We start from the raw sequence: 21,757 nt of genomic DNA on the forward strand, positions 1-21,757 counted from the left end.
GGCTCCTCGGGTCGGTACGCTCGGCGGGGTGGTGGCTTTCGGCCCTGTGCGGCCGGGGAAGCCGTGAGCAAGCTGGCACCGTGACCCGACACTGGCTCGCGTACGGGATGCGGGACGTCGCCACGGCCGACGACTGGCTGTCGCCGGCCGAAGCCGCCCGCCTGGGCGCGCTCGCGCACCCGAAACGGCGATCGGAACTGAGGTTGTCGCGCTGGACGGCGAAACACGCGCTCGCGGCCGTGCTCGGGCTCGGCACCGAGGCGGCCGCCCTCGCCCGGATCGAAGTCCGGCCGGCGGCGACCGGCGCGCCGGTGGCCTGCCACGACGGCGTTCCCGCTCCCGTGGCGGTGTCGCTGACCGACCGCGCCGACTGGGCCGTCTGCCTGACCGGGCCGCCGGGCACGGCGCTCGGCTGCGACCTCGAACTGGTGGAACCGCGCTCGGCCGCCTTCGTGCGGACGTGGTTCACCGACCGGGAGCGCCGGGCGGTCTCCGCCGGCGACCGGTCCCTGCTGGCCAACCTGATCTGGTCGGCCAAGGAAAGCGCGCTGAAGGTGCTGGGCACCGGCCTGCGCCGGGACACCCGCTCGGTCGAGGTCGAACTCGGCGCCACCCGGCCCGGGTGGAGCCCCCTGGTCGTGCGCGCGGCCGAAGGCGGCGAGTTCCCCGGCTGGTGGCGGCGGTACGGCGAGTTCGTGCTCACCTGCGCGGCCGCGGCCCCCGGGCCCCCACCGCGCTGCCTGACGGAACCGCCGTCGCTGGCGACGGCGGTTCCGTCACACGGCTGGCTCACCGAGGTGCGGCGCACCGGGCCAGCCCCCGTTCCAGCGCCGCGATCAGGTACGGGCGGAGCTCACTCGCCGGGATGATGTGGTCCACCGACCCGACGTCGCGCGCGCGGCCGATGTCGTGGGTCTCGTCGAACTCCGCCGCCACCTCGCCGAGCTTCTCCGCCCGGACCCGCTCCTCCGTCTCGGCCACGTCGGCGGCGGAGCCGGTGCCGCTGCGGCGCCGGGCTTCCGCCTCGGCCACGCGCGGGTCCGACCGGGTGCGGGACCGCACCTCCCTGGCGAACACCACGGCCGCCGCCGGCGCCCCGCCGATCACCGACGCGTAGGAGCCTTCGACCGCGGCGACCTCCAGGTTCTCGTTGAGCTGCTTGGAGAACACGACGAACGCGCCGCCGTGGTAGCGCGACACGACCGCGAACACGATCGGCCCGGCGAAGTTGGTCACCGCGCGGCCGATCTCCGCGCCGTACTCCAGCTGACGGCTGCGCATCGACTCGGGCGAGCCGTCGAAGCCCGACAGGTTGGCCAGCACGACGACCGGCCGGTTGCCGCTCGCCGCGTTGATCGCCCGCGCCACCTTCTTCGACGACTGCGGGAACAGCGTCCCCGCGGTCCACACCGCCGGGCCGTCGCCGGGCACCGGGTCTTCGCGGGGCACCGGGTGCGACTCGAACCCGATCAGGCACACCGGGATCCCGCCGAGGTGCGCGTCCTGCACCACCGCGGTGTCGGCGTGCTTCCACCGGGCCCAGCGCTCCAGCGGCCGGTGGTCGTCGTCGGCGACCGCGCGCAGCACCGCCCGGATGGCGAAGGGCTTCTTGCGCTCGGGGTTGGCCGTGGGCGAGAAGATGTCCCCGACGGTCGTGAAGTCCGTGCCGGCCAGCCGCGGGTGCGGGGCGTCCCGGACGTCCCGGTCGAACGGGTCGGCGGTGCGGGCCCGCCGCGGGAACCGCTCGCCGGGCACCACGTAGGTGTGCTCGTAGTGCGCGAAGAGGATCTCGCACGCCGACTCCAGGTCGTCGGCTCGGTACTGGGCCTGCCCGTTCGGGCCCATGATCCGCTCGAACCCGCCGATGCCGAGGTTGTCCTCGGCCGAGACGCCGCCGGAGAAGTCGAGCGCCTGCTTGCCGGTGAGCACCATCGCGCTCTCCGGCAGCATCACGAGCACCCCGCGGGTGTGCATGAGCATCGTCGCTTCGGCGTTCCAGTACGGCTGGGCGCCGACGTTGATCCCGGTGACGACGATGTTGATCTCGCCGCCGCCCTGGGTGAACGTGATGATGCGGCGCAGCACCGCGCCGATCCAGTCCATGTTCTCCGTGCCGCTGGTCATCGAGATCCGCGCGCCGGAGGACACCGCGAACCACTCCACCGGCACGCCCAGCCGCTCGGCCAGGTCGAGGGCCGCGACGATCCGGCGGCACTCCGGCTCGGCGAGCGCGCCGAGGCTGCGGCTGGGGTCGCCGGCGATCAGCACGCGCGCCATGCCCTCCGGCACGGTCGTGGTGTGGTTGCGGATCAGGCCGGTGACGAGGTTGGCCGTGTTGCCGCCGGGCGGCTGGTCCACCGGGCCGAACCCGCCGTCGCCGAAGTCGTACTCGGTGAACTCCCCCGGCGGGAAGTCCGCCGACGCTCCGACCGGCGGGGTGAGCAGCCGGATCAGCTCGTACGGGTAGACGTCGCCGCGCCGCTCGGTCCGCAGGGCCTTCAGGTCGTACTCGCCGAGCGGGGCGATCGGCTCGTCCGACGGCACCGTCTCGCGCACGACGATCCCGACGCCACCGAGGTGGCTCACGTCCAGGGCGACGTCGCGGAGCCCGCCGTCCTCGCCGGCCACCCGCAGGCGGACCAGGACGTGCTCGACGCCGAGCCCGCGGAACGACGGCGCCAGCCGGTGGCCGAGGTCGCGCCACAGCTCGGCGGCGACCGTCCACGGTGGACGGACGTGCAGCAGCACCACGTTCTTCAGCAGCCGCTGCCCCGGCGGCCGGTGGGACTGGAACCGGCGCAGCCCGGACAGCACCTCGCCGAGCACCCAGTCCAGCGCGGGATAGCTCAGCACCTCGCCGTGTTCACCGGTGACCGGGGTCAGATCGCGGACCTCGGCGAGCGCGAACAGCCGTTCGTCCTTCGGGTTGTCGTGCGCGACGCCGTGGAAGAGGTAGACGTCTTCGGCGGAGTCGAGGCGGGTGATCGCGAAGCGGGACAGCCGGTCCACGTTCAGCCGCTTGGCCAGCATCGGGTGCAGGTCCCGGTACAGCGGCTCCTCGGCCAGTCCATCCACTGTGGACCGGAACGTCCAGTGCCGGGTCTCCCGCGGGCCGCTGACCGTCACGTCGGCGCGGTGCAGTGCCCGGCCGGTCACCGCCGCGGCGAGGACGTCCCGCAGGTGCTCGCGCAGGGTCTCGTCGGGCTCGGCGCCGGCCCAGACGTGCAGGTCGAGCACCGGCCGCAGGTGCGCGGCGACGCCTTCGAGGTACCGGCCGACGGCGTCCGCGAGGGTGTCGAGCCCCTCGGCCGCCCCGCAGCCGACCACCAGGTGGAACAGCTCGTCGCGGTGCCGGTACCCGGCCACGGCGAGCCGGACTCCCCCGGCGTCGACCAGGTCCACCGGGCCCAGGTCGCGGATCCGGTAGTAGCGGCGCGCCGACACCTCGAGCGCGACGTCCCGCGCCCGCTCGCCGCCCCGCCGGTACCACCGCAGCAGCAACGGCCGCAGCGGCTGCGGGCAGGCCACCAGCGCGGCCATGCGCCGGCCCCGTTCGGCCCCGGTGACCGCACCCGTGGCGAGCGCGGCGATGTGGCCGTCCATCTCCCGGTAGAGCCGGGCCCGCGCCCGCACCAGCACCGGTTGCTCGAAGCAGCGGAACCGGACGTCGCGGGCCAGGTCCATGACCGCCGGGTAGCGCCGGTCGGTCGCTTCGACGAGCCGGTCGAGCAGCTCGCGCAGGTCGTCGTCGGCGTGCCGGGCCAGTTCCGGGCCACGGGCGATCCAGCGGTCCAGCACCGCGGCGACCGCGGGCAGCACCGCTTCGAGCCGGTGCTGCCCGCGGTAGAGGCGCAGCAGGGCGTCCGCGACCCCGGCCGATGGGCCCAGCTTCGTGATCCCGTGGTGGCCCAGCACCCGCAGCAGCGCCTCGAGGAACCGGGGCGGCAGGCCCTCGCCACCGGTGCCGTAGGTCCGCAGGCAGGTGAGCAGGTACTCCTCGGGGGCGCGGACGGCCTCCTCGCCGGTTTCGTCAGCGGGCTCGGGCCGGCGGCGCGACACCGCGCAGACGTCGGTGAACAGCCGCAGGAACTCGCGCTCGCCGCGGAACCGCGCGGCGTCGGGCAGCGGGACCCAGGGGTCCTCGCCGCGGTCCAGCCGGGCCAGTGCGCCGGGATCCGGGTCGAAGCCGAGCACCAGCGAGCGCAGCGCGTCGGCCAGGCTCCACGCGGTGCCGGTGCCGACGCTCAGCGCCGGGACGGCGTGGCCCGGGGCGGGCGCGTCCCCGATCACCGGGTCCAGCCGCACCAGCGGCGCACCCGAGCCGACCTGCCCGTTCGGGGCCACGAGCACCGCCCGCACCCGGCCGGGGAACGTCGCGGTCACGGCCGTCTCCATCTTCATGGACTCGAGGACGACCAGCGGGTCGCCCACCGCGACCGCGTCCCCGGCCGCGACGGCGACCGACACCACCACCGCCGGGGTCGGCGAGCGGACGACCCCACCCTCGTCCCGGGCGATCGTGTGGGTGATCCCTTCGACCTCCACGGTGTGGATCGGGCCCGCGTGCGCGGCGAGCACCCGGTAGCCGCGGCCCGGGAAGCTCAGCCGCCGCTCGACCTCCCCGACGCGGACGACCTCGACGTCGGTTTCGGCGTCCCCGAGCGAAACCCGGTAGCTCGCCGGGCCGCGCCGGCGGACGCCGACCGCGCACGCCGTCCCGCGGTAGCGGAACTCGATGCGCCGGCCGCCGTCGGGCAGCTCGCCCGGCCGGCCGCGGGCCACGCCCGCGTAGAAGTTCGCGCGGGTGCGCTCGTGTTCCAGCTCGTAGGCCTCCACCCCGGCACACACCAGCGCGATGTCGGCGTACCGGCGTTCGAGGAGTTCGCCGGTGGCCATCTTCGCGTCGAGCCAGCCAGTGTCGTAGTGCCCGGCCACGACGTCGGGGTGGTCGAGCAGGGTCAGCAGGAACGCCTTGGTGATCCGGCCGCCCTCGACGATCAGCTGGGTGCGGGCCAGCGCGCCGGCCAGCCGCGCCCGCGCCTCTTCGCGGTCGCGGCCCCACGCCAGCACCTTCGCGATCATCGAGTCGAACTCGGCGGCGATCTCGTCGCCCTCGGCGACCCCGGTGTCCACGCGGACACCGGGCCCGGCCGGCAGCCGGAACCGGCGGATCCGCCCGGGCGCCGGCGCGAAGCCGTGGTCCGGGTCCTCGGCGGTGAGCCGGACCTCCATCGCGTGCCCGGACGGGGCCGGCGGCGCACCGGTGAGCCGTTCGCCGCGGGCGACGGCGATCTGCAGCTTCACCAGGTCGAGCCCGGTGGTCAGCTCGGTGACCGGGTGCTCGACCTGCAGGCGCGCGTTGACCTCGAGGAAGCAGTACTCCCGCGTCGCGGGCAGGTACAGGAATTCGACGGTGCCGGCGTTCGTGTACCCGGCGTCGCAGCAGAGCCGGGCCGCCGCGGCCCGGATCCCGGCCTCCTGCGCGGGATCGAGCAGCACGCACGCCGACTCCTCGAGGACCTTCTGGTGCCGCCGCTGCAGCGAGCAGTCGCGCAGGCCGACCGGCCAGACGGCGCCGTGCCGGTCGGCGATGACCTGGACCTCGACGTGCCGGGCGCCGGTGAGCTCGCGTTCGAGGAACACGCTCGCGTCGCCGAAGCCGTGCCGCGCCTCGGCGCGGGCCGACTCGAAGGCCGCTTCGAGCTCGCCGGGACCGCGCACCCGGCGGATCCCGCGGCCCCCGCCACCCGCGGTCGCCTTGACCAGCAACGGATAGCCGATCCCCGCCGCAGCCGCGGCGGCGTCGGCGAGGGTGTCGACCGGTCCGCCGCTCCACGGCACCACGGGCACGCCGGCCCGCTCGGCCAGCTGCTTGGCCCGGATCTTGTCCCCGGCCAGGCGCATCGCCTCCGGGCTCGGCCCGATGAAGACGACACCCAGCTTTTCGCACAGCTCGGCGAATTCCGCGTGCTCGGCGACGAAGCCCCAGCCGACCCACGCGGCGTCGGCGCGGGCCTCGACGAGCGCCTGTTCCAGCCGGGGCAGGTCCAGGTAGGCCTGGACCTGCCGGCCGGAGTGCTCGTCGGTGGTCGTGGCCGGGCCGAGGCACACGGCTTCGTCGGCTTCGCGCACGAACCAGGCCTGCCGGTCGGGTTCGGTGTAGAGCGCGATGGTGGTCAGCGGGTCGCCCTCGCGGGCGAGCTCGGCGGCGGCGGTGAGGAACCGCATCGCCGGCTCGCCGCGGTTGACGACGGCCACCCGGTGGAAGCCGCTCACGACATCGCCTCCGTCATCGGGGCGCTGCGCTCGACGTCGAGGGCGCCGGGCAGCTCGGTCGTGCGGTAGCCGCTCAGCTCCAGCAGGACCGCGCCGGTCTCGTCGAGCACGCGCCCGCCGAAACCGTCCGCTTCGGACGTCACGACGGCTTCGAGCCGTCCCCGCGGCTCGGGGGCGTCGTGCAGCACGATCCGGTCGACGTGCCGCGGCAGGCCGAACCGGCCGTGGCGGCCGATGTCCCACACGCCCGCGGTCTGGAAGACCAGCTCGATCAGCCGGGGCGACACGAGTTCCGGCTCCTCGGCCGGCACGTGGTCGGCCGGCAGGTCGCTCGCGTAGAGCCCCACCGGGCCGGCTTCAGCGCGCCAGGCCTGTTCGAGGACCTGGAAGGCCGGGCCGTGGAAGAAGACGTCGTAGATCGCGTCCGCGCGCACGCCCTTCCCGTCGGGCACCGGCGGCGCGGCCGTGGTGACCGCGTCGCCGACCGGGGTGCGGGCCAGCCGGACCCGGCCGGTGAAGTGCGTCGTCACCTGCGGTTCGGCCTGGCCGGCGAGCTGACGGCTGCCGGTCAGCGCGCAGTCGGCGACGAGGCCGTCGCCGTCCGCGCGGAAGACCGCGGTGACGGTGAGCGTCCGCGGCTCGTCCCGGTAGAACTTGCAGGGGGCGAGGAACTCGACGTCTTCAACGGCCACCGGGCGCCAGCCGGGCAGCGGCATGGCCGCCACCTCCGCGAACGCCTCGATGCCCAGCACACCGGGCAGCACCGGGGTGCCGTCGATGCGGTGGTCGGCCAGGAACGGCTGGACGCCCGGGTCGAGCGTGGTCCGCACGACGAGCCCGGTGTGCACGCCCATCCGCTCGACCTCGCCGGCCATCGGCCCGGCCGGGAAGCGCGCCGGCTCGATGCCGTCGCGTTCGCCGACGAGCGCGCCCAGCTCGCCCGCGACCACGACCTCGCCCCGGTGCGCGCCACCGGTCAGCTCGCGGCGGATCCACGGGACGCCGATCTCGGGCGGGAGCATCTCGATGCCGGCGCGTTCCATCATCTTCGGGATGGACCCGCGCGTCGCCATGCCGATGCCGGCCCACGCGGTCCAGTCGATGGCGAGGCCACCGGTCGCCGAGGTGAGCTTGCAGAGCAGGTCGTTGGCCGCGCTGTAGTCGGTCTGGCCGAGGTTGCCGAAGCGGCCGGCGACCGAGCTGAACACGACGGTCGTGCCGGGCGGGTGGTCGCCGAGTGCCTTGCGCACGGTGAACCAGCCGTCGGCCTTGACGCCGAACACGAGGTCGTACTCGCGGGGTTTCTTGTCCGGCAGGGCGTGGCTGATGTCGAGCCCGGCCGCGTGCAGCAGCACGTCGACGCGCTCGACGCCCTCGAGCGCCCGCGCGACCGCGTCGGCGTCGGTGAGGTCGACGCTGTGGTAGTGGACCTGCCCGCCCGCGTCGCGCACGGCGTCGATCGCGGCCTGAGCGGCGGCGAGCCGTTCGTACCGGGCCAGTTCCCGTTCGACCTTCACCGGGGTGGGGCGCTTGCCCTTCGCCGTGAGCCGGGTGATCAGGTCGGCTTTGAGGCCGTCGTGATCGGTGGTGAACCGGACGACGTCGGCGTCGCCCTCGGCCGGTTCCGGCGTCAGGTCGAGCAGGTGGAACGTGCCGCCGGAGGCCTGCGCGAGGTCGGCGGTGATGGCGGAGACGATGCTGCCCGCCGCGCCGGTCACGACGAAGACGGTGTCCGGTCCCAGTGCCATCCCTTCGCCGGTCATCGGCCGTTCCTCGACCGTGACGCTCCACCGCAGTCCGTCGGCCCGGCCGATCTCCAAGGCGCCGGGGTCGGTGAGGGTCTCCTCGATGAGCGCGTCCGCGATCTGGTCGTTCGTCGCCCCGGGCCCGAAGTCGACCGCTTTGACCAGCGCGTCGGGACGTTCCCGTCCGTAGGCCTTGGCGAACCCGGTGACGGCGCCGCCGAGCGGGGCGTACGCGCCCGCGTCGTCGTAGCCGTGGCGGCCGCCGAGGCGGGTGCCGGTGACGAGGAACGGTTCGCTGTCGTACAGCTTTCGCATCGTGGCGTAGAGCAGCTTGACGCGGATCCGGTTGGCTTCGCGCCAGGCGTCGAGGTCCATGGCTTCGATCGGGCCTTCGTGGTCGAGGGCCGGGAGCCAGTAGACGCCGTGGACGGGCCCGTCGGCGACTCGGGCGACGAGGTTCTCCGCCGCCGGGTGGCCTTCGACGAGGAGCACGTCGACACCACGGTCGGCGAGCTTCGCGGCGAGCGCGGCGCCCGCGCCCCCGTCGTCACACGCGACGACGACCCGCTGTCCCTCTCCGAGTTCGACGCCGGTCGACCGGCAGAACCCCACCGGCGGCCGGATGGTCGCGACCGGCACCCGGCGCGGGAACGCCCCGGACTCGGCCGGTGCTTCCTCCACAGTGGACTCTTCGACGGTCTTGAGGGTCGACGCCCGCTCGCGCACGAAGCCGATGACGTGGGCCAACGTCGGGTAGTCACGGAGCTTCAGGGTGTCGTCGCGCTCGATGCCGAACCGCTCGCGGATCTGCGCGAACACCTCGGCCTGCTTGACCGTGTCCACGCCGAGGTCGGCTTCCAGATCCAGGTCCAGTTCGAGCATGTCCTCCGGGTAGCCGGTCTTCCCGGCGACGACGGCGAGGACTTCGGCTTCCACGGTGTCCACATCGGACTCGGCCGGGACGCCGGAGCGCTCGCGCACGAAGCCGATGACGTGGTTCAACGTCGGGTAATCCCGCAACCGCAACGTGTCGTCCCGCTCGATCCCGAACCGCTCCCGAATCTCCGCGAACACCTCCGCCTGCTTCACCGTGTCCACACCCAAGTCGGCCTCCAGATCCAGGTCGAGTTCGAGCATGTCCTCCGGGTAACCCGTCTTCTCCGCCACCACGGCCACAACCTGCCCGGCAACGTCGTCGACCACCGGTTCAGGCACCACACCGGAACGCTCACGCACGAAACCGATCACGTGATTCAGCGTCGGATAGTCCCGCAGCCGCAACGAATCATCCCGCTCGATCCCGAACCGCTCCCGGATCTCCGCAAACACTTCAGCCTGCTTCACCGTGTCCACACCCAGATCCGCCTCCAGATCCAGGTCCAGTTCGAGCATGTCCTCCGGATAGCCCGTCTTCTCCGCCACCACCGACAGCACCTGCGCGGTGGTGTCATCACCGACCGGAGCAGGCTCGGCGACCGGGACGTTCCCCCGCTCCCGCACAAAACCGATCACGTGGTTCAACGTCGGGTAATCCCGCAACCGCAACGTGTCGTCGCGCTCGATCCCGAACCGCTCCCGAATCTCCGCGAACACCTCCGCCTGCTTCACCGTGTCCACACCCAAGTCGGCCTCCAGATCCAGGTCGAGTTCGAGCATGTCCTCCGGATAGCCCGTCTTCTCCGCCACCACCGCCACGACCTGTGCGGTGATGTCGTCACCAGCCGGCTCGGGTTCGGCGATCTCGACCGGCTCGGGCTCGGGTGCCGGCCGCCGCTCGGCCGGGTGGTCGGCGATCCGCAGCCGCCGGTGGTCGACCTCCAGCTCCGTGCCGCCCAGGTCCGTCAACCACCGCTGCCACGCGGCCCGGTCGGCGATGCGGTACCCGTAGCCCAGCTCGGCGGGCGCGCGGTGGCGGCCGTCGGCGACCGGGGTCCAGCGCAGCAGCACCATGCTGATCTGCGAACCGAACCCCGCCGCGAGCCGCAGCGCGTAGCGGACCGGGTAAGCGCCGCCGCCCGACAGGTTCAGGCGGCCCAGCGAAGGGTCGACCTCCTTGAAGTTCGGCACCGGCGGCACGATCCCCGTCTCCAGGGCCTTCACCGCGACGACGTCCTCGATCCCGACACCCATCGGGTGCCCGGTGAACCCCTTGGTGTTGGCGATGATGACGCGGTCGGCGTCCGGCCCGAAGACCGCGCGCAGCGCGTCGATCTCCGCCTGGGCGCTGCCGCCCCGGGCCGGCGTGTACGTCTCGTGGGAGACGAACACCATTTCGGACGCGACCGCGTGCCGGTCGATCCCCCGCCGCTCCGCTTGCGACACCAGGCTTTCCATCACGCCGGAGATGTGCTCGACGTCCAGCTTCGTCCCGTGGAACGCGCTGTTGGCGCTGACGCCGGCCAGGACTTCGCAGATCGGCCGCAGCCCGCGTTCCCGCGCGGCCGAAGCGGCCTCGACGACGATGCCCGCCGCCCCCATGCCGAGCAGCATGCCGTGGCGCCGCGCGTCGAACGGGACGGCCGCGTCCTCGACCGCCGCGTCGGTGGCCGCCGCGCCGCTGGCCAGGAAGCCGGCGCCGACCCATTCCAGCAGCGAGTCGGACGTCGCGTCGTCGGCCGCGACGATCACCACGCGGCGGCAGCGGCCGGCCCGGATCCAGTCCTCGGCCAGCCCGATCGCCTGGGTGGTGCTCGCGCAGGCGGAGTTGACCTGGGTGTTCGGGCCGCGCGCGCCGATGATCTCGGCGAACTGCGAGTGCCCCATCGACAGCACGCGGAACAGGAACCGCCGGTCGAACTCGAACGGCTCCGCCGCGATCGCGGCGTCCAGCTCCCCGATCCGCCGGTCGAGGTCGGCGGCGACGTCGCCCTCGGCCCGGACCCGGATCGCCTTCAAGGTGTCACGCTCGTGGCGCCGGTGCCGGTCGGCGAGGTACCGCTCGACGTCCTCGGCGAACTCGCCGAGACCGGGGAACGCGGACGCGAAGATGACGCCGGTGTCGTCGCGCAGCGCCGCGGGCAGGCCCCACCGGTCGGCCAGCCGCGTCCCGACCGTCGTGGTCTTGTAGTGCTGCGCCAACGGGATCCCGGCGTCGCGCAGCGCGTCGAAGCCCGCGCCGATCGCCAGCCGGGTGCACTCGCCGAGGGCCTTGTCGCGCTCGGCGTCGACCCCGAACTCGTCGACGAGGTCGAGCGCGCCCGCCCGCGCCGCCAGCTTGATCACGTCGTCCGGGCTGTCGATGGCCGTGAAGCGCGGCGAGCCGTTTTCGCTCTTGACCAGCCGGGTGATGTGCTTGTCCGCCATCGCGTCCCGCAAGGCCTGCGGGATCGCGCCGATGAACTGCTCGCCGTGCAGGATCCGGCCGACGTTGGCGTCGTCGAAGACGCGCTCGGTGCCGGGCAGGCCGAGGGCGGCGCCGGTGATCACGACCGGCTCGGTCTCCGCCGGAACCGGCGCCGGCGCTGGTGCGGCCACGCCGCCCAGCACGGCCTGGCCGCGGGTGAAGAAGTCGGCCACCAGGTGGCCCAGTTCGGTGTAGCGGTCGGGGGTCACGGTGTCCGTCCTCGGTTCGACGGGGGCCGGCGCGGCCGCTTCGGCGGCGCCGAACCCGGCGGCGTAGAGCCCGCACAGGGCCTGGTTGAACGACACCAGGTCGCCCTGCTTGGGGTGGTTGGTGAACAGGGCCAGCACGTCGTCGTGCCGGCTGCCGAGCGCGTCCTCGACGAAGCCGTGCAAGGCCTTCTTCGGCCCGACTTCGACGAACACCCGCGCGCCTTCGGCGTAGAGCGTCTCAAGGCCCTTGACGAACTGGACCGGCGAGGCGACCTGGCGCTCCAGGATGTCGAGCATCCGCTCGCGCGCGTCCGGCCCGGTCGGGTACAGCTCGCCGTCGACGTTGGCGACGACGGGCAGCGCCGGCACCTTCAGGTCGAGCCGCCGCAGCATCCGGCCCAGCGGTTCGCTGACCGGCGCGACGATCGAGGTGTGGAAGGCGTGGCTGACCGGCAGCCGCACGGCGGTGCGCCCGGCCGCGGTGAACGCCGCCACCGCGGCTTCGACGGCGGTCGTGGCGCCGCCGATCACCGCCTGGCTGGTGCTGTTGACGTTGGCGATCACGACGTAACCGTCGATCCCGGCGACCGTCCGTTCGATCTCCTCGAGCGGGGCGAACACCGCGGCCATCGCGCCGTTGTCCTCGATGGCGAGGTGGGCCATCTCGTTCCCGCGCGCGCTGACCGCTTCGAGCGCGTCCGCGAAGGACAGTGCGCCCGCCGCAACCAGCGCGCCGTACTCGCCGAGACTGTGCCCCATCGCCAGGTCCGGCCGGACGTTGTGCGTGGCCAGCAGCCGGGTGAGCGCGAGGTCCGCCGCCAGCACGGCGGGCTGGGTGATCTCGGTCTGCAGCAACTGCTGCTCCGCACGGGCGACGGCGTCGGCGCCGTCGGCGAAGAGGTATTCGGTAAGCGGTTTCCCGAGCAGTGGCGTCATCACTTCGTCCGCCTGCGCGAAGGTCTCGGCCACCACCGGTTCCCGCGCGGCCAGCGTGCGGAGCATGTTGACGTACTGGGAACCCTGGCCCGTGTAGAGGAACGCGATCTTGCCGCGCGGGCCGCGTCCGAGGAAGATCCCCTGGGCCCGCAACGCCTTCCACATCGCCGGCTTCTCGAACGCCTGCAGGGCGCGGCTCGCCTTCGCGGCCAGTTCGGCCGCGTCGCCGTAGTCGATCGCGATCCGCACCGGCGCGGCGAGGTCGGCCGCCGACGGCGGTCCCGCGGGTGGTGCCTCACCCGCGACCACCTGCCGGAGCCGGTCGGTGATCCCGCGTTCGTCGGCGGCGCCCGCGACGAACGCGCCGCGCGCGGGTTCCGACTTCGCGGGCAGGTCCGCTCCGGCGAAGGACACGGACTTCCGTTCCGGGTCGCGGTGCCGGCCGGGCACGTACTCCTCGAGCACGGCGTGGAAGTTGGTCCCGCCGAAGCCGAACGCGCTCACCCCGGCCCGGCGGATCCCGGCCGCGGGGGCGGCCCACTCGCGGATCTCCGTGTTGGGCCGGAAGGGACCGTGGGCGAAGTCGATGTTCGGGTTGGGCACCTCGGCGTGCAAGGTGGCCGGCAGCACCTTCTCGTGCAGGGCCATGGCGGCCTTGAACAGTCCCGCCGTCCCGGCCGCGCCCTTGAGGTGGCCGATGTTGGACTTCACCGAGCCGAGCGGGATCGAGCCCGCCGGCACCGAGCCGAAGACCTCGGTGAGCGCCTGCACCTCGACGACGTCGCCGACCGCGGTGGACGTGCCGTGGCCTTCCACCAGCGAGCAGGTCGCCGGGTCTTCGCCCGCCAGCCGCCAGGCCCGCTCGACGGCGAGCCGCTGCCCGACCGGGTTGGGCGCGGTGATGCCCTTGCCCTTGCCGTCACTGGACCCCGCCATGCCCAGCAGCACGGCGTAGATCCGGTCGCCGTCACGCTCGGCGTCGGCGAGCCGCTTGAGCAGGAACAGGTTCCCGCCTTCGCCCATCACGAACCCGTCCGCGCCCGTGCCGTAGGGCCGGGTGCCGGTGGCCGAGAGGGCACCGATCTTGCAGAACTTCACGTACGCGGCGATGCCCATGTTGCGGTCGATGCCGCCGGTCAGCACCGTGTCGTACTCGCCGTTGATCAGGCCTTCGATCGAGGCGGCCATGGCGGCGAGCCCGGACGCGCAGGCCGCGTCGGTGACGTAGCTGGGGCCACGGAAGTCGAAGAGGTTGGCGATCCGGCCGGCGATGACGTTGGCCAGCTCGCCGGGCATGCTGTCTTCGGTGACGGCCGGGATGGTTTCGCGCAGGCCGTGGCGGGCCTCGTCGACGATCGCGGCGCGGGTCGCCTTGGGCAGTGCGGAAAACGCCGCCGACCGCTCCAGCTCCCGGGCGAACTCGGGGAAGCTGATCCGCAGCGCGGTCTGGTAGTGCTTCTCCCCCGCCAGCGCGTTGCCGATCACGACGGCGGTGCGCTCGTGGTCCAGTTTCCGGTCGGGCCAGCCGTAGTCGATCAGCGTCGCGCGTGCCAGGTTCACGCCCCACTGCTGGGCGATGTCCATCGCCGCGGAGACCTTCGGTGGCACCGGCAGCCGCCAAGCCCGCGGGTCCCACTCGAACTCGCGGACCCAGCCGCCGATCTTCGAGTACGTCTTGTCCGGCACCGCGGGGTCGGCGTCGTAGTACAGCGCCGGGTCCCAGCGCTCCGGCGGGACGTCGCTGATCGAGTAGCGGCCGCCGACGATGTTGCTCCAGAACTTCTTCGCGTCCGGCGCGTCCGGCATGATCGCGCTCACGCCGACGATCGCGACGGCCCGTGCGTTGGGCTGCTCGTGCATCACTTGCCTCCGGAACGGCTGTTGAGGATGTCGGCGAGGGCGTCGGAATCGGCGAGCCCGCCGGCCTGGCTCGCGGCGACCTCGGCCAGCCGCAGCGCCGAGGTCAGGTCGGCCACCGGGCTCTCCACGCTGCCCTGGACGAGCTGCAGCCCCCCGGTAGCCACGCGCAGCACCGCCTCGCGCCCGAAGACCCGGGCCAGCACGGCGAGCTCGGCGAGGTCGAACCGCCGGTCGGCCTTCGCCGGCAGCTCCGCGAGGGCGGCACGCCGGCACAGGGCGGCGGCGCATTCGGCGTACGCGATGAGCTCGCCGAGGCGCAGCAGGACGTGCTGGCGCCGGGTGAGCCGCGCGGTGCGGCACCGTTCGAGCAGCTCGGCGAGCACGTGCAAGCCGAGCGCGGCGGTCCCCGCCCCGATCCCGGGGTGGGCGGCGTCGAGGGATTCCAGTTCGGCGGCCCGGTCGTGGTAGTACCGGCCGCGGGTCTTGAGGTGCTCCTGCCAGCGGTCACGGGAGATCGTCATCTCCATGATCTCCGACGTGCCTTCGTAGATCGTGGTGATCCGGACGTCGCGCTTGATCTTTTCGACGAGGTACTCGTGGGTGTAGCCGTAGCCGCCGTGCGCCTGGATCGCCGCGTCGGCGGCCAGGTTGCCGGCCTCGGTGGCGAGGTACTTGGCGATCGCGCCCTCGGTGTTGAGCCCCTGCTCGCCGGAATCCAGGCGGGCCGCGGTCTCTTCGATGTACGCGCGGGCGGCTTCGAGCCGTGCGGCGTGCGGCACGAGCAGCTTGTGCGTGTAGCCCTGCTTGCGGGACAGGGGCCCGCCGGCCTGGATCCGGTCGGCGGCGTAGGCGATCGCCTTGTCGAGCGCCGCCCAGCCGGCGCCGAGCCCGAAGGCGGCGACCATGAGCCGCGTGTGGCCGAACACCTGCTGGGCCTGCCACAGCCCCCGGCCCTCGACGCCACCGACGAGCGCGTCGACGCCGACCTCGACGTCGTCGAGGAACAGCGCGGCGGTGTTGCTCAGCCGGATGCCGTGCTTGTCCTCCGGTTTCGCCCGCGTGAACCCCGGCGTGTCGCGCTCGACGACGAACCAGCTCGGTCCGCCCGGCGCGTTGGCCAGCACGCTGTAGGCGTCGGCGATGCCGCCGTTGCTGATCCACTGCTTGCGGCCGGTGATCCGGTACCCGGTGGTGTCGCCGTCTTCGACGACCGGGACGGCGACGGTCTTGAGCGCCCCGAGATCGCTGCCCGCCTCGGGCTCGGTCGCCCCGTAGGCGAACAGCAGGCCCTCCCCGGCCATCCGGGACAACCACGTCTTCTTCTGCTCCGGGGTCGCGCCGACGGCGATCGGATCGCTGCCCAGCGCGGTCGCGAGCACGCTGGTCGCAACCCCGAGGTCGATCCCCGCCATGCGTTCGCAGACGCGGCAGACGTCCAGGCTGCCCGCCCCCATCCCGCCGTGGGCCTCCGGCACGAACAGCAGGTGGATGCCGAGGTCGTCCCCGCACATGCGGCGCACCACGTCCTCGGGGCATTCGTCGTCGTGGTCGAGCCGCAGCAGCAGCTCGGCGGGCAGGTTCCGGTCGGCGAACTCCCCGATCGCCTCCAGGATCATGGCCAGGGTTTCGGCGTCCAGGCCGGACAGCTCGGCATCACTCATGGCTCGGCCCGCGATGTCGCGCGATGACCAGGCAGCCCTGCATCGCGGGTCCTCCTCTCCGTTGAGACGGGACGTGCGCGGAGCTTCCACCGTCGGACCGACCCGCCGGTAGGACAGGGGCCTTACGTCACCGCCCGGGTGCCGATCGTCCCGAGATCGGCCCGCACCGGCGAACCTGCTGCCACGTGGGGGAAATCGCTCGTCCCGACGGCCCAGCGGGCAGCCGGGACCAGGTTCCTCCCGCGAGTGACCTCCTGCCCTATCCCGTGCTCCGCGTCGCCGCGCAGGCTGGCCGGGCGGCGCGCGAGCCGGGAGGTAAGCCATGGCCGAGAAGAGAACACTCGTGGACGTCGTCCCGTCGCCGAAGCGCGTCCGGCACTGGCCCGCCGGCTGGTGGTACGTCCCGCTGACGATCCTCACGGCGGGGCTCGCGGCGTGGGCTCCGTTCCTCCACGCCGCCGTGGTGCTCGGCAGTGCCCGCTTGCGCTGGGTCGCCGCCGCCTACGGCGCGGCGATCGTGGCGCTCTTCGTCTGCGCCGTGGCCGCACCCGCCGACGCGCAGGGCAACCCGGTGGGCGCCGCCGGAGACGTACTCCCGGTCATCGCCGGGATGGGCTGGCTGGCGCTGATCCCCGTGGCCTGCGTCCACCAGCTGTTCCTGCGGCGGAGGCTCGCTCCGAGCCGGCAGGAGCCCCGGCCCGAGCCCGCGATCACGCAGGCGCTCGCGGCCCGCACCCGGCGGAACGCCGCACGCGAACTCGCCGCGGCCGACCCCCTGCTGGCCCGCGAGCTGCGGATCGGCCGCCCGGACCTGCCCCACAGCTACGACGACGGCGGCCTGGTCGACCTCAACAACGCTCCGGCCGCGATCATCGCGCAGGTGTGCGAGATCCCGCTTCCGGCCGCCGAGGACATCGTCCGCGCCCGGCGGGACGGCGGGTTCTCCGGCGTCGACGAGCTGCTCGTCATGGTCACCGTTCCCGTGTCGGCGTGGGACCGGATCCGGGACCGGGGCCTGACCCTGCCCGGGTGACCCGGTTACTTTCGGGGCCCGGCAAAGGACTTTCGGCCTCTGACCCGCGACGTCCCCGGCGGGTTTCATCTCTACTCGACGGTGATCGTCGCCGGCGAGGGAGAGCGATGTCCGATCCACAAGAGACACAGCCGGCTCCGGGCCGGCCTGCCGAGCACCGGATGCGGGCGCTGGGACTGACGTCGGCGACCGGCCTGGTCGCCGGCAGCGTCATCGGCACCGGGGTCTTCACGATGCCCGCCGTGCTGGCCGGCGCGGGTACCAGCTCCCTGCTCGTCCTCGGCGTCGTCGCGGCCGGTGCGGCGCTGCTGGCCGTCCTTTTCGGACAGCTGACCAAGCGGGTGCCCAACTCCGACGGCGGCCTGTACGCGTACGCCCGCCACGAGTTCGGCGACTTCGCCGGCTACCTCGTCGGCTGGTGCTACTGGGTTTCGGCGTGGGCGGGCAACGCCGCGATCGTGTCCTCCTGGGTCCTCTACGTCGAAGCCCTGCTCGGCATCGACAACCCGACGGTCTGGGCGAACCTCGGCATCGCGCTGGCGGGACTGTGGATCCCGGCCGCGGTGAACCTGATCGGGGTCAAGCAGATGGCCTGGTTCCAGAACGTCACCGTGGCCCTGAAGTTCCTGCCGCTGCTGTTCGTCGGCGTGATCGGCTGGTTCTTCGTGTCCCGGGCCAACTTCGGCGCCTTCAACGCCTCCGGCGGCAGCCTCTACAGCGCCATCGGCATCGCGGCCGGCGTCGCGCTGTTCTCGTTCATCGGCGTCGAGGTCGCCGCGGTGACGGCCAAGCGGGTCCGCGAGCCCGGGCGCAACGTCGGCCGGGCTTCGCTGCTGGGCACCGGCGCCAGCGCGGTGCTGTACCTGGTGGTGTCCGCGGCCGTCATGGGCCTCGTCCCCCACGACGTCCTGGCCGGGAGCGGCACGCCGTTCGTCCCGGCCTTCGAGGCGATCCTGCCCGATGCCGCGTGGGCCGGGAAGCTCGTCGCCGCCCTCGCCGTGGTCTCGGGGATCGGCGCGCTGAACGGCTGGACCCTCGTCACCACCGAGGTCTCGCGCGCGGCCGCCGCGGACGGGCTGTTCCCGCGGGCGTTCGCCTGGACCGACCGCAAGGACACCGCGTGGTTCGGGATCGTGCTGGCGGCCCTGCTGCCTTCGCTGCTCATGGTGTGGCGCTACACCTCCGGCACCGGCCTGACCGTGTTCACCTTCCTGGTCAACCTCGCGGTGGTCACCGTCGCCATCCCCTACCTGTTCTCCGCCTGCGCGCAGCTGACCCACCTGGTGTCCCGCCGGCGCCGGGTGAACGGCTGGCTGCTGGCCCGCGACCTGGTCATCACCGCGGCGACCGTGCTCTTCTCGCTGTGGGTGACCTTCGCCGCCGGGTACGCCGCCGTCTACGAGGCGATGCTCGTGCTGCTCGCCGGCCTGATCCTGCACGCCGTGCTCAAGGGCCGCGCCACCGCGACACGCGGTCAGGCGGCACCGGCCGAAGACGACCAGTGGCCACGGGCCGCGTGACCGGGAAGGCCGCCGAGCGGATGAACTTCACCGTCGCCTCCGAGACCGGCCGGCTCCGGCAGGTCGTCCTGCACCGGCCGGGACCGGAGCTGGCGCGGCTGACCCCGCGCAACGTCCACGAGCTGCTCTTCGACGACGTCATGTGGGCCCGCAAGGCCAAGGAAGAGCACGACGTCTTCGCCGAGGCCCTGCGCGAACAGGGCGTGCGGGTGCACTACTTCGACCGCCTCCTCGCCGAGACCCTCGACGACCCGGCGGGCCGCGCGTTCGTGCTCGACCGGGTCTGCACCCCGCAGGCCGTCGGCCCGGCCCTGGTGCCCACGCTGCGGAAGCTGTTCGACGACCTCGACGGCGCGAGCCTCGCCGGTTCGCTGGTCGGCGGCGTCCTGAAGGCCGACCTGCACCCCCTGCGGACGAGCAGCCTGAAGTGGCACACGCTGCGGGCGGACGACTTCCTCCTGCCGCCCCTGCCCAACCACCTGTTCCCGCGGGACAACTCCTGCTGGATCTACGGCGGGGTGTCGATCAACCCGATGGCCAAGCCCGCGCGGCAGCGCGAAACCCTGCACGCCCGGGCCATCTACCGCTACCACCCCCTGTTCGCGGACGCGGAGTTCACCACCTACCTCGGTGACGACGACGCCACCCACTTCCCCGCGACCATCGAAGGCGGTGACGTCCACGTCCTCGGCGATGGCGCGGTGCTCATCGGCATGGGCGAACGGACCACCCCGATGGCCGTCGAGCTGCTCGCCCGGGCGCTGTTCGACAGCGGCCAGGCGCACACGGTCATCGCGGTCGAGCTACCCCGGTCCCACGCCATGATGCACCTGGACACGCTGATGACCATGGTCGACGCGTCGACGTTCGTGCTCTACCCCTACTTCGACCGCCGGCTGCGCTCGTGGACCGTGACGCCCGGCCCCAGTGCCCTCGCCGTCGAGCAGAACGACGACCTCTGGGCCACGCTCGGCCGCACCCTCGGCGTCGAGCGGGTCACCGTGCTGTCCACCGACGAAGACGTCCGGGCCGCCGAGCGCGAGCAGTGGGACGACGGCAACAACTACCTCGCCGTCGCTCCCGGCGTCGTCGTCGGCTACGACCGCAACGTCGCCACCAACACCATGCTGCGCAAGCACGGCATCGAGGTGATCACCGTCCCCGGCAGCGAGCTCGGCCGCGGGCGCGGCGGCCCCCGGTGCATGAGCTGCCCGATCGAGCGCGACCCCGTCCGATGACCACTCACCCCGTGGAGAACCCGATGCACCTGCAGGGCCGCAACCTGCTCAAGGAAACCGACCTCACCGCCGACGAGTTCCGCGGCCTGGTCAGCCTCGCCGCCGAGCTGCGCCGGGAGAAACGCGCCGGCGCGCGGCCGCTGCGGCTGGCCGGGCGCAACATCGCCCTCGTCTTCGAGAAGAGCTCCACGCGCACCCGCTCCGGGTTCGAGGTCGCCGCCCACGACGAAGGCGCGCACATCACCTACCTCGGTCCCGACGAATCCCACTTGGGCCACAAGGAGTCGGTCAAGGACACCGCCCGCGTGCTGGGCCGGATGTTCGACGGCATCGAGTTCCGCGGCTCGTCCCAGGACGCCGTCGAGACGCTCGGCGCGTACGCGGGCGTCCCGGTCTGGAACGGGCTCACCGACACCTGGCACCCCACCCAGATGCTCGCCGACGTCCTCACCATGCGCGACCACGCCCGCAAGCCCCTCGACGACGTCGCCTACTGCTACCTCGGCGACGGCCGCAACAACGTCGCCAACTCGCTGCTGGTCACCGGCGCGCTGCTCGGGCTCGACGTCCGCGTCTGCGCGCCGAAGGCACTCTGGCCCGCGCCGGAGATCCGGCGCATCGCCGCCGACGTCGCCCACGCTTCGGGCGCGACCGTGCTGGTCACCGACGACGTCGGCGAAGCGGTGCGCCACGCCGACTTCCTCTACACCGACGTGTGGCTGTCGATGGGCGAGCAGGAGGAGACCTGGGGCCCGCGCATCGAGCAGCTGCTCCCTTACCAGGTCAACGCCAAGGTCCTCGGCGCCACCGAAAACCCGGCGGTGAAGTTCCTGCACTGCCTGCCCGCCCTGCACGGCCGCGACACCGCCATCGGCCGCCGGCTCGGCGAGCAGTACGGGCTCGACGCCCTCGAAGTCACCGACGAGGTCTTCGAATCGCCCGCGTCGATCGTCTTCGACCAGGCGGAGAACCGGATGCACACCATCAAGGCCGTCATGGTCGCCACGGTGGGGTCGTGAGGATCGTCGTCGCCCTCGGCGGGAACGCCCTGCTCGAACGCGGCGAACCACCGGAGTCCGAGATCCAGGAGAAGCACGTGCTGGCCGCCGCGGAGGCTCTGGCACCGCTGGCGCGCGAGCACGAGCTCGTCATCACCCACGGCAACGGGCCCCAGGTCGGCCTGCTGGCGCTGGAGAACGAGACCGATCCGGCGTTGCGCCGCCCGTACCCCTTCGACGTCCTCGGCGCCCAGACCCAGGGCATGATCGGGTACTGGCTGGTGCAGGCCCTGCAGAACGCCACCGGGCGCCCGGCGTTCTGCGTGCTCACCCGGACGCTGGTGCACGCCACCGACCCGGCGTTCGCCGCTCCCACCAAGTTCGTGGGCCAGGTCTACGACCGGGAAACCGCCGGACGGCTCGCCGCCCGGCACGGCTGGCAGGTCCGCCAGGACGGCGGCGCGTGGCGGCGGGTGGTGCCGTCTCCGGAACCGGCCGGGCTGGTCGAGCTGCCGCTGCTCGAAAACCTGGTCGGCACCGGCGCCACCGTGGTGTGCGCGGGTGGCGGCGGGATCCCCGTGATCGCCGGGGAAAGCGGCCTCCGCGGTGTCGAAGCCGTGGTGGACAAGGACCTCACCGCGGCTCTGCTCGGCCAGGCGATCGGCGCCGACGCACTGCTGCTCCTCACCGACGTCGACGCCGTCCAGGACGGCTACGGCACGCCGCGGGCCCGGCCCATCCACGACATCACCAGCACGGAGCTGCGGGCCCGCAGCTTCCCCGCCGGGTCCATGGGCCCCAAGGTCACCGCGGCCTGCCGGTTCGTCGACGCCGGCGGGGGCTTCGCCGCCATCGGCCGCCTCGACGCGGCCGGGGATCTCGCCCGCGGTGCCGCGGGCACGCGGGTCCACGGCTGAGCGGTTCCTCGCGGCCCGATC

General features: G+C 73.1%; 9 protein-coding genes. 6 read left to right on the forward strand and 3 right to left on the reverse strand.

Going from position 1 to position 21,757, the window contains the following annotated elements:
• Nucleotides 1-80: 80 nt before the first annotated feature.
• Nucleotides 81-869, forward strand: a complete 789-nt coding sequence (locus H4696_RS14195; RefSeq protein ID WP_086859131.1) for a 4'-phosphopantetheinyl transferase family protein — start codon at nt 81-83, stop codon at nt 867-869.
• Here H4696_RS14195 and H4696_RS14200 read toward each other — a convergent pair.
• From H4696_RS14200 to H4696_RS14210, 3 genes are read right to left on the reverse strand one after another with little or no spacing between them, the layout of a single operon-like run.
• Entirely contained in the window at nt 790-6,276 is a 5,487-nt protein-coding gene (locus H4696_RS14200; protein WP_276328926.1) for an ATP-binding protein, read from the reverse strand. The two genes, H4696_RS14195 and H4696_RS14200, sit on opposite strands and share 80 nt — an antisense overlap.
• Nucleotides 6,273-14,369: a type I polyketide synthase gene (locus H4696_RS14205; protein ID WP_086859130.1), complete on the reverse strand. Its 8,097-nt coding sequence runs from the start codon at nt 14,367-14,369 to the stop codon at nt 6,273-6,275. Before H4696_RS14205 ends, H4696_RS14200 begins: the two co-directional genes overlap by 4 nt.
• The gene (locus H4696_RS14210) at nt 14,369-16,030 is read right to left on the reverse strand and encodes an acyl-CoA dehydrogenase family protein (RefSeq protein WP_086859129.1); all 1,662 of its coding nucleotides are present in this window, start codon (nt 16,028-16,030) and stop codon (nt 14,369-14,371) included. The genes H4696_RS14205 and H4696_RS14210 overlap by 1 nt, the downstream gene beginning before the upstream one ends.
• A gap of 322 nt (nt 16,031-16,352) precedes the next feature.
• On the opposite strand from H4696_RS14210, the gene H4696_RS14215 reads away from it, so the two are divergent.
• From H4696_RS14215 to H4696_RS14235, 5 genes are all read left to right on the forward strand, one after another.
• Nucleotides 16,353-17,063: a ComEA family DNA-binding protein gene (locus H4696_RS14215; protein ID WP_225955684.1), complete on the forward strand. Its 711-nt coding sequence runs from the start codon at nt 16,353-16,355 to the stop codon at nt 17,061-17,063.
• A gap of 107 nt (nt 17,064-17,170) precedes the next feature.
• Nucleotides 17,171-18,583: an amino acid permease gene (locus H4696_RS14220; protein ID WP_086863064.1), complete on the forward strand. Its 1,413-nt coding sequence runs from the start codon at nt 17,171-17,173 to the stop codon at nt 18,581-18,583.
• A complete protein-coding gene (locus tag H4696_RS14225) occupies nt 18,565-19,821 on the forward strand; it encodes an arginine deiminase (RefSeq protein WP_338064944.1) in 1,257 nt (418 codons plus the stop codon). Before H4696_RS14220 ends, H4696_RS14225 begins: the two co-directional genes overlap by 19 nt.
• Nucleotides 19,818-20,840 carry an ornithine carbamoyltransferase gene (gene argF / locus H4696_RS14230; protein WP_476693059.1) on the forward strand — a complete coding sequence of 341 codons (1,023 nt, stop codon included), beginning with the start codon at nt 19,818-19,820 and terminating at the stop codon, nt 20,838-20,840. The genes H4696_RS14225 and argF overlap by 4 nt, the downstream gene beginning before the upstream one ends.
• Nucleotides 20,837-21,736 (forward strand): carbamate kinase, encoded by a 900-nt coding sequence (locus H4696_RS14235; protein WP_086863063.1) that lies wholly within the window; start codon nt 20,837-20,839, stop codon nt 21,734-21,736. Before argF ends, H4696_RS14235 begins: the two co-directional genes overlap by 4 nt.
• The last annotated feature ends 21 nt before the right edge of the window (nt 21,737-21,757 follow it).

Source organism: Amycolatopsis lexingtonensis, assembly GCF_014873755.1.
GTDB lineage: Bacteria > Actinomycetota > Actinomycetes > Mycobacteriales > Pseudonocardiaceae > Amycolatopsis > Amycolatopsis lexingtonensis.